This window comes from Sporosarcina sp. SAFN-015, assembly GCF_059415085.1.
This window is the reverse complement of sequence record NZ_JBPFDR010000014.1, coordinates 35704-45048: the sequence shown is the minus strand read 5'-3', so window position 1 is coordinate 45048 and position 9345 is coordinate 35704. Positions and strand designations below refer to the sequence as shown.

The window sequence follows — 9345 nt, the reverse complement described above, 5'->3', positions numbered from 1 at the left end:
AACACGGAAGTTAAGCTCTTCAGCGCCGATGGTAGTAGGGGGCTTCCCCCTGTGAGAGTAGGACGTCGCCGGGCAAAGGCCATCCCCTGTGGGGATGGTTTTTTTTGTGTTTGAAATTAAGTAGACTCATCATTCATTAATTTCATAGATCAATACATCAAATAATTCTTCATCGGTATAAAGCAATATTGCCCATTCCCCTCGCTCAGGAATGCGTACATTGGAAGGTGCGTGTGCATCTGCTCCATTATTTGCTCCTCCTAAGCCTGTCATCCAACCTGATGTTAATATTTTATGGATAGTGCCCGAATCTCTGTGGAAACCAACGACCGTTAGATTGGTTGCTGCAGGATCCTCAATCCCCCAAAGATGCCACATCCACTTTTGTTTGGTAGTAATGCTTGGCATGTCAGCACCAATTACGCCTGATTTATTTTCATTACCGATTATATTTCCATTGAATGTAACTGCTTTATTTTCCCAATTAATTTTTTCTACATCACTCTCTGCTACAAAGTTTGGAATGTCTTCAGGGAATTGAATTTTGCTTTCAACTAGCTCATTTCTAGAACAACCAATAATGAGAACAAACAAACAAAAAACAATACATCCCCAAGTTTTCAGCTTCAAAAAATCCTCTCCCTTATTTAAAATAAAGCCTATTCTCCATATCAATTCTAGCAACTTTCATTCATTTTTATTTCACTCCAACTATAGTTACTAAAAGGATACTATTGCTTTAAGAAATTATGTAGTTCATGATTAGATTATTAGATGCATAAAAACGGACCGATGAATAAATGTTTGGAGGAGTGTGCATGAAAAGTTTCTCTTTGTTTTTATTCTCATTAGTGAGAGTCCTGATGCTCGTCATTCTGAGTGCTTATTTTCTTCAAATGACGAGTGGAATTGAGGATTTCCGGACGACCTATATAATTGTTGCCATTCCTATTTTCATCATTAGTCATTTTATTCAAATGGCTAACGTTCGAGAGAAGACACGGATTCTCTGTTCTTCAATTGACTTTATTATCATTACGGGATTCGGCTTTTTATTTGCCGAGAGCGGATACTTGTACTTAATCTTTTTCGGCATCTTGTCCACAACCGTTTTTATACTATACGATCAAAAAAAGCTTCTTAGTCTTTTTTCAGGTCTGTTTATCGCAGTATGGATAATGATCAGCTTACGGATCTATCTTCAGACTGGTGGATTCTCTCTCTCAAGTAATATTGTCAACGGAATGTTCGTCTTTTATGGTGCATTCGTCGGGAGCCTCATTCGAAATTTCCATCATGCGAAAGAGACGATTTCGCTTCAATATGGGCAGTTGAATGAGTCGCATGAAGCTTTGCAGGCTGCGCACAGGCAATTGGGGGAGTATGCCGAACAAGTGGAGCAGTTGACGGCCATTCGGGAGCGGAATGAGATAGCGAGAGAAATCCACGATACAGTCGGCCATAAAATGACGGCATTGGTTGTCCAGTTGCAAGTGGCTCGTGAGATGGCAGAAAGAGATGCAGAAAGAGCGAAAGAAGTGATTGCCCTCTGCGAGCAGTTGACACGGGATTCCCTTCATGAACTTCGAGTGTCGGTCAGGACATTGAAAGAGGACGATCGGGGAATTTCCTTCCACAAGGTGTTGCAGGAGCTGCTTGATGAGTTTTCCACGATGACGCTTATGGAAACACGCCTTTTAGTGAAAGGTGAATTCTCTTCAATTCCCAAGTCGTTGGAGCCGACGATTAAAAGGGTTATACAGGAAGGTCTAACAAATGCAAAGAAGCACGGGAATGCAGATGTTTGCCTTGTAGAGATTTTTGTAACGGAAAAGGAAGTCCGTTTGACGATTAAGGACAATGGAATCGGACAGAAGAATATTCACCCGAATTTTGGGTTGATTAATATGAAGGAACGGGTTGCGGAGCATGGAGGTTCATTTGCAATCGAAAGCGTGGAGGGGGAAGGCTTCGGGATTTATATTGCATTGCCATTTCAACAGAAGGAAGTGGGGGTATAAGTATGATCAAGATCATGATCGTCGATGACCAACCGTTAGTAAGAGAAGGGCTCGGCACATTGCTCGGCTTACGGCCAGAGATTGAGGTTGTCGGAACGGCCGTGGATGGTAGTGATGCGTTGCAAAAAGCGGTTGCGCTTCTCCCGGATATTGTGTTAATGGATATTCGGATGCCCGGCGTGAACGGTGTTGAAGGGACAAGGCTACTAAAAGACAGTCTGCCTGATGTGAAAGTATTGATTTTGACGACTTTTAATGACAGTGAATATATTTTTGATGCACTTGAAGAAGGGGCGAGTGGGTATTTGCTGAAGGATATGCCGACAGATACGATTGTCCAAGCGGTTCTTACCGTCCATCATGGCGGTGTCGTATTGCCGAAGGAGTTCACTTCGCAAGTGCTGGCAGAGCTTAGAATGAAAAATCATAGCAGCCCCATTAAAATGCCGGAAAGAATAGAAGACTTATCTGACCGGGAAATGGAAGTTCTCACTCATCTTGGCGAAGGTATGAATAATAAGGAAATTGCGGATACGTTGTTCATTACCGAAGGGACGGTCAAGAACCATGTTTCCAATGTCATTCAAAAGCTTGGGCTCCGTGATCGGACGCAGGCGGCTATTTACGCCGTCCGTTATGGAATAACGAGGTTTTGACATTACTTTTTGCATACGTACGTGATAAACGGCATATCGATGCCGTTTTTTTCATGCCTTTAAAGTCTATCGCGCGCTCGATGTAAAAAAAGGAATTCCTTATTAAGATGGAAGTAAAGAAAGGGGCTGCGGAGATTGCTTACACTTTCGAATGTGAAAAAGAGTTTTAATGCAGACGAGGTCATTAAAGGGGTATCATTTCAGGTTGAAAAAGGAGAATCATTCGGCTTGCTTGGTCCGAATGGCGCGGGAAAGTCGACGCTCATTTCGATGATATGCGGGCTGATTCCGTATGAATCCGGTGAAATCCGGATGAATGGAAAGCTTGTAGGCAAACATCTGAAGGAAACGAAACAGATGATAGGAGTTGTTCCGCAAGACATCGCACTTTATCCGACGATGTCAGCGCTCGATAACCTAATGTTTTGGGGGAAGATGTACGGGTTATCCAGCAAAAAGACGAAATCCCGTGCGAAGGAAGTGCTTGAAATCGTAGGGCTCACCGAACGGGCGAAAGGGTGCATCGAAACCTTTTCAGGCGGGATGAAGAGGCGCATCAATATTGGGGCTGCTCTCATGCATGAGCCGCAGCTGCTCATTATGGACGAACCGACAGTCGGCATTGATCCCCAATCGAGGAATCATATTTTAGAGACGGTGAAAGCATTGAATGAACGAGGAATGACTGTCATTTACACGAGTCACTATATGGAAGAAGTCGAATTTCTTTGCAAGCGGATTGCGATCATTGATGAAGGCAAGCTCATCGTAAGCGGCACGAAAAGGGATTTGAGCAATCGTTTAGCGGGAGGAACCGTGTTGAAGCTTACAGTCGATTCATTGCACCCCACATTTATTGAACAAGTAAAGAAGCTAATCGGAGTGGCAAAGGTTACTGTCCAAGCCTCGGAGGAAATCGATGTGCATTTGCAGTCGAAAATGGAAATAGTTTCGGATATCATTCTGCTAGCGAGTCGATCAGGGATGACGATACACAATATGCAGCTTAAAGAAGCTAATTTGGAAACGTTATTTTTGCAATTAACGGGACGCTCTTTGCGTGAATAGGAGGGACTGAAATGAAGAGCCTTTTGATAGCCGTTAAAGATGCGAAAATCCACTTGAAAGACCGTAAAGCCATTCTGATGATGATTCTCATGCCGATTTTGTTAACAGTCATTTTAGGTTCCGCCTTGAAAGGGGTGATGGGAAGCGTTAGTATGCCCGAAACGATTTTAGGCGTCTACTCCTCTGGAACAGACGCAATGTCCGACATCATCATCCGGACACTGGATGATGATGGGCTTGCCATCACAGTCGAACTGGCGGAGTCGGAGAAGCAACTTATGGATTGGATGGATGAACAGGAAGTGCATGTCGGCTTGTTATTTCCTGATGGATGGGGCACTGGAACGGAGGACCGTGCAGTCATCCTGCCAATATCCGGGCAAGAAACGGAAGCGATCGTCATTCAGCAGTTGATCGAAACGTTCGCTCACATGTCGCAAGCAATTACAAATTCGACAAGTGCCATTTTGACGGAGGCGGCAGTCTTGTCATCGGACGATAGGGAGGCCATCCAATATGACCTTGCCGCTTCGATAGGGAAAGTGGTGAATGAACAACGATCCTATGTAAGTGAGCCGCCTGAAGAAGAATCGGTAAGCTCCATGAAGTACTATGCTGCGGCCATGGCGGCGATGTTCCTTTTATTCAACGCAATGGCGGGCGGAAAGTCATTTCATCAGGAGAGGCGGAGTGAAACGCTGTCACGATTAATGATGACACCGACTTCCGTCCATTCCTTACTGGCTGGGAAATTCATCGGCACGTTACTATTTGCATGGATTCAATTTTTAATCTTCATAGGAGCCACTCATTTCCTGTTGAAGGTCGACTGGGGTCCGTCCATCCTGCAAATCCTTTTTATCACCTTCTTTTATATTTTTTCGGTAGCTGGATTGGCAATGGTTGTAGCAGCATTCACGTCGAACGAGAAAATGGCGGATATCGTCGGAACCATAGGCGTTCAAGTAATGGCACTGATTGGAGGCTCGATGTTGCCTCTCTCCTTGTTCCCTGAAGCAATGCGGAAAATTGCCATGGCAATGCCGAATTCATGGGCATTGACGAGCTTCACTTCGATCATGACAGGAACAGCATGGTCCACGTTATGGCTGCCGGCAGTGGTTTTGCTCGGTATAGGGGTTGGATCCATTTTCATCAGTTCCCTCCGGCTTAAACGCCGGATTGCATAGGAGGTATGCGGGGTGAAGAAAATCTTATCGATTTGCCTGTTTGAAATCAAACGGACATTCAAGAAAAAATCGGCGTTAGTCGTAATGTTCGCGATGCCGCTGTTATTCACTTTTTTATTCGGAAGCATTTTTGGAAAAGATGCGGTTCATTCGTTACAGATCGCATTGGTCGACGAGGAACAGACGGCGCTTTCCAAGGACATCATTCAGAGATTAATGCTCGATGGAATGATCACGTATGAGCTTGTTGCAGCAAGCGAGGCAGAGGAGTTATTGGCGAGTAAAGAGGTACAGGGCATTGTAAGATTGGAAAAAGGAATTGCATCTAAGTTGCGCAATGAAGAGCCGGCCATCAGTTTTCAATCTTCACCCGGCATGGCAACCGCGCCTCTCGTCAAACAACAAGTAAATCAGGTGATACAAGGTGTAGGCGTTTACGTTGCGGCGGCACAGGTGGGAAGTTCTTATTTTGATGAAAGCTGGGAATCTGTCTACGGACGGATCACCGATAATGGGGGTCAAATCCAAGTTTGGACTGAACAACAAACAAGTATATCCTCGGGGAATCCGGTAACTGGCATTTCCTATAGCTCCGCAGGATTTTCAATCATGTTCGTTATGATTATGATGCTTTCGATGACAGGTATACTGCTAGAGGCAAGGCAGACAGGTATTTGGTCGAGATTGTTTACGACACCCGTCACCCGTCTTCAAGTGCTGTTTGGCTATTTTTTATCGTTCTTCATTGTCGGCTGGATACAGTTTTTCCTTCTTATCTTGCTATCGTCCATATTATTTGACGTCAACTGGGGAACACCAGTAGCATTGATTTTCCTCGTCACGGCCTTGCTCCTTTGTGTCGTCGGTCTCGGTATGGCGATAGCAGGCTTCGTGAAGACGGTCGAGCAGCAGAACGCAATCGGCACATTGGTGATTATTTCGACTTGCATGCTTGGCGGCGTCTATTGGCCAATTAGCATCGTGCCGGACGTTATGCAGAAAATCGCCAAAGTCATTCCGCAGACATGGGCAATGGAAGGATTTACGACGCTCATTTCGGAAGGCGGCAATATTGGGGATATCGTCATGCCGCTCATTGTATTGCTTGGGTTTGCAATCGTATTCCTTTCCATCGGTTTGTCGAGAATAAAACATGCTTTTTAAGACAAATAGCAATTGCCAGGGACTTCCCCAGCCTGATTGAAAGCGCTTGTCAGCCTAGGCGCGAAGTTGAGCGAAGACGCGAATAGAACTAAAGTTCATGAGCGGACGAGCGAAACGAGCAACAACGGATGCGAGCGTTTGTCAACAGGCTGGGCCGGAGAAATCCGGCTTTTTTCAATTCCTGATAAAGAGTTCACCCTTCAATGACAGACTTCCTTTATAATAGAATCAGATAAAGGAAGTGGAACGTTAAATGAATCAAAATGATCGCCCGCTTGTGCAGGCGTTACAATATTTCAACGAACAGACCCCGGTTTCATTTCACGTACCGGGGCACAAGCATGGACTTTTATCAGGGCTGCCCCATAAAATGAGGCAAGCACTAACATACGACTTTACCGAGCTTACCGGATTAGATGATCTTCATGAAGCGGAAGGGGTTATTCAAGAAGCCGAAAGCCTTCTTTCCGACCTATACCGATCAGACAGGAGCTTTTTCCTCGTCAATGGCTCAACGGTTGGCAATTTGGCGATGATCTATGCTGCTTGCCGGGCGGACGACACGATAATCGTTCAGCGCAATGCCCATAAATCGGTCTTCCATGCGATCGAATTGACAGGAGCCCGTCCAGTACTGCTCAGCCCACCGTGGGATGCGCATACTCGTACTCCAGGCGTCTTAACTCCAGATCAGGTGGAAAGAGCGCTCGCTGCGTATCCTCATGCGAAAGCCGTCGTCTTGACGTACCCGACATATTACGGCATCGCAGGGGAGGGGCTAAGGGAGATCATCGAACTATGCCACTCTCGTTCTGTCCCTGTCTTAGTTGATGAAGCGCATGGAGCGCATTTCATCATCGGCGAGCCGTTTCCACGCTCTGCGATTGAAATGGGGGCGGATGTCGTCGTGCACTCCGCACATAAGACGTTACCGGCCATGACAATGGGATCTTTCCTGCACGTCCGATCGGATCACATATCGGAAAAGAAAATTGCACATTACTTACAGATGCTGCAATCCAGCAGTCCGTCTTATGTAATTATGGCCTCCTTAGATGATGCGAGGGCATACGTTGCTTCCTACAAGGATAACGATAAACGTAATTTTGTTGCGCTACGATTCTCATTTATTCAGATGCTGAAGAGGATCGATCGCCTGGAGATTGTGGAGACGGACGATCCATTAAAGCTGTTAATACGCGCTGAAGGGCATTCCGGATTCGCATTGCAAGCAGCTCTTGAAGCAGAAGGGATATACGCGGAGCTCGCAGATACGTACCAAATATTATTCATACTACCATTGTGGAATGAACAATTCACTCCTCCATTACAAGCTTGGAAGGAAAAAATGGTTGCAGCAGTCACTAACTTGGGTAAAGTAGGAGATACCCCTATTTCAATAAGTTTAGCTGCTTGGCCAGATGGCATCTCCACGCTTGCATACCCTCCAATTTCTATAACAGACATGGAAACTGAATGGATATCGATGAATGAAGCAGAAGGACGCATTTCAGCGGCATCTGTTATCCCATATCCGCCAGGCATCCCGTTATTGGTTAAAGGCGAGGAGATCAAGGAAAGCCACATCCAAGAATTATCGGCATTAATGAAGGTCGGAGCAAGGTTCCAAGGCACTGTTCGTCTTGCCGAAAAAGAGCTATTTGTATTGAAATGAAGGTCGGAGGAATCAAACATGTCAAAAGGAAAATTTATTACATTTGAAGGACCTGAAGGGGCAGGGAAAACAACTGTCATTGCAGAAATATATAAGAGGTTAGAGCAAGAAGGCGAAAAGGCCATATTAACCCGAGAACCGGGAGGCATCCGCATCTCTGAAAAAATCCGGGAAATTATTCACGACAATGAACATCAGGAAATGGACGGCATGACAGAGGCGCTCCTATATGCCGCGGCACGGAGACAGCACCTTGTCGAAAGAATCATCCCTTCAATGGATGAAGGGAAAATTGTCCTCTGCGACCGTTTCATCGACAGCTCACTCGCCTACCAAGGCTATGCAAGAGGACTTGGCATGGAGGAAGTCATGACGATCAACTCATTTGCCATCGGAGGAACAATGCCCGACGTAACCATCTTTTTCGATATCTCACCGGAAGAAGGACTCCAGCGAATTGCTAATAGCGGCGAGCGGGAACAAAACCGATTGGACAACGAAACCTTACAGTTTCACAAAAAGGTTTACGAAGGATACCAATTACTGCTCAAACAATTCCCTGATCGCATCATCAGCACAGACGCCAGCAAACCATTATCTGAAGTAACTGAAAATGTTTGGAAAATTATAAGTTCTCAACTCATTAATAAACAGGATTCATGATATAATGTAGTAGAGGTCTTTTAACCTCTTGATTTGGAAAATGATTGCTTATCAACAGTATTCGTAAAATAATATAAAAAAGCTAAAAGGAGAGGGTACCGTGAAATTGATTGTGGCAGTTGTACAGGACCAAGATAGCAACCGTTTGTCTGCGGCGTTGACGAAAAATGATTTTCGTGCTACGAAACTAGCCAGTACAGGAGGGTTCCTACGTTCAGGAAACACAACTTTCCTCATCGGAACGGATGACAGCCTCGTTCCGAAAGCTTTAGAACTAATCCGCGAAAATTGCCGTTCGCGCGATCAGATGGTTGCCCCCGTTTCACCGATGGGCGGCAACGCCGACTCTTATATTCCCTACCCTGTAGAGGTGGAAGTGGGCGGCGCTACGGTATTCGTCTTGCCGATTGAACAATTTCATCACTTCTGATGAAATGAGGTGATATAGTAATGAAAGTGAATGGAGAGTATCGGACCGGGCCTGATAAATTCAGAAATGATCCCTTGCGTACGACGCAAGGAAGCGCCCGGTTTGGTCAAATGGTTCTGAAACAGGAAGAACGCTTGCACGGGGAACAGATTACAAGACTTCTTGGGGATATTTCTTCGGCAGGGGACCGTCTTGCCCGTTCACGGAATTTAAGGGATATGGCAAAATTTAAGATGCTCATCCGCCGTTTCTTGAAAGAGTCGGTTGAATCCGGAATGGGATTGAAACAATCACATACGTGGAATCAATTCGGAGAAGGAAGAAGATTGAAAACAGTCCAGACGATTGACGAAAAGCTCATTGAATTGGCGGAAGCTTTATTGAATGATGAGCATACGTCTGTCGAGTTGCTAGGGAAAATCGGAGAAATCAAAGGGCTTCTCATTAATCTATATAGATGAGTGCGTGTTTTACACGT

10 protein-coding genes and 1 rRNA gene are annotated in these 9345 nt (G+C 45.3%); 10 read left to right on the top strand and 1 reads right to left on the bottom strand.

Going from position 1 to position 9345, the window contains the following annotated elements:
* A 5S ribosomal RNA gene (gene rrf, locus ACR65H_RS17840) occupies positions 1-74 on the top strand; the annotation flags it as partial.
* Between the two features lie 55 nt (positions 75-129).
* On the opposite strand, the gene ACR65H_RS17835 is transcribed toward rrf, so the two are convergent.
* Positions 130-630 carry a DUF4871 domain-containing protein gene (locus tag ACR65H_RS17835; protein ID WP_440502216.1) on the bottom strand — a complete coding sequence of 167 codons (501 nt, stop codon included), beginning with the start codon at positions 628-630 and terminating at the stop codon, positions 130-132.
* Positions 631-818: 188 nt separating this feature from the next.
* On the opposite strand from ACR65H_RS17835, the gene ACR65H_RS17830 reads away from it, so the two are divergent.
* From ACR65H_RS17830 to ACR65H_RS17790, 9 genes are all read left to right on the top strand, one after another.
* On the top strand, positions 819-2021 hold the full coding sequence (locus ACR65H_RS17830; protein ID WP_440502214.1) for a sensor histidine kinase: 1203 nt from the start codon (positions 819-821) through the stop codon (positions 2019-2021).
* 2 nt (positions 2022-2023) lie between these two features.
* The gene (locus ACR65H_RS17825; protein ID WP_440502212.1) at positions 2024-2677 is read left to right on the top strand and encodes a response regulator; all 654 of its coding nucleotides are present in this window, start codon (positions 2024-2026) and stop codon (positions 2675-2677) included.
* Between the two features lie 135 nt (positions 2678-2812).
* Entirely contained in the window at positions 2813-3745 is a 933-nt protein-coding gene (locus ACR65H_RS17820) for an ABC transporter ATP-binding protein (RefSeq protein WP_440502210.1), read from the top strand.
* An 11-nt stretch (positions 3746-3756) separates the two neighbouring features.
* Positions 3757-4935, top strand: coding sequence for an ABC transporter permease (locus tag ACR65H_RS17815; protein ID WP_440502208.1), 1179 nt, complete (start codon positions 3757-3759; stop codon positions 4933-4935).
* A gap of 12 nt (positions 4936-4947) precedes the next feature.
* Positions 4948-6099, top strand: coding sequence for an ABC transporter permease (locus tag ACR65H_RS17810; RefSeq protein ID WP_440502206.1), 1152 nt, complete (start codon positions 4948-4950; stop codon positions 6097-6099).
* 253 nt (positions 6100-6352) lie between these two features.
* On the top strand, positions 6353-7774 hold the full coding sequence (locus ACR65H_RS17805; RefSeq protein ID WP_440502204.1) for an aminotransferase class I/II-fold pyridoxal phosphate-dependent enzyme: 1422 nt from the start codon (positions 6353-6355) through the stop codon (positions 7772-7774).
* Positions 7775-7792: 18 nt separating this feature from the next.
* Complete coding sequence (gene tmk / locus ACR65H_RS17800) at positions 7793-8437, top strand: dTMP kinase (RefSeq protein ID WP_440502202.1); 645 nt, start codon at positions 7793-7795, stop codon at positions 8435-8437.
* Positions 8438-8537: 100 nt separating this feature from the next.
* Positions 8538-8867, top strand: coding sequence for a cyclic di-AMP receptor DarA (gene darA / locus ACR65H_RS17795; protein WP_060206001.1), 330 nt, complete (start codon positions 8538-8540; stop codon positions 8865-8867).
* A gap of 20 nt (positions 8868-8887) precedes the next feature.
* The gene (locus tag ACR65H_RS17790; protein WP_440502201.1) at positions 8888-9328 is read left to right on the top strand and encodes a YaaR family protein; all 441 of its coding nucleotides are present in this window, start codon (positions 8888-8890) and stop codon (positions 9326-9328) included.
* The last annotated feature ends 17 nt before the right edge of the window (positions 9329-9345 follow it).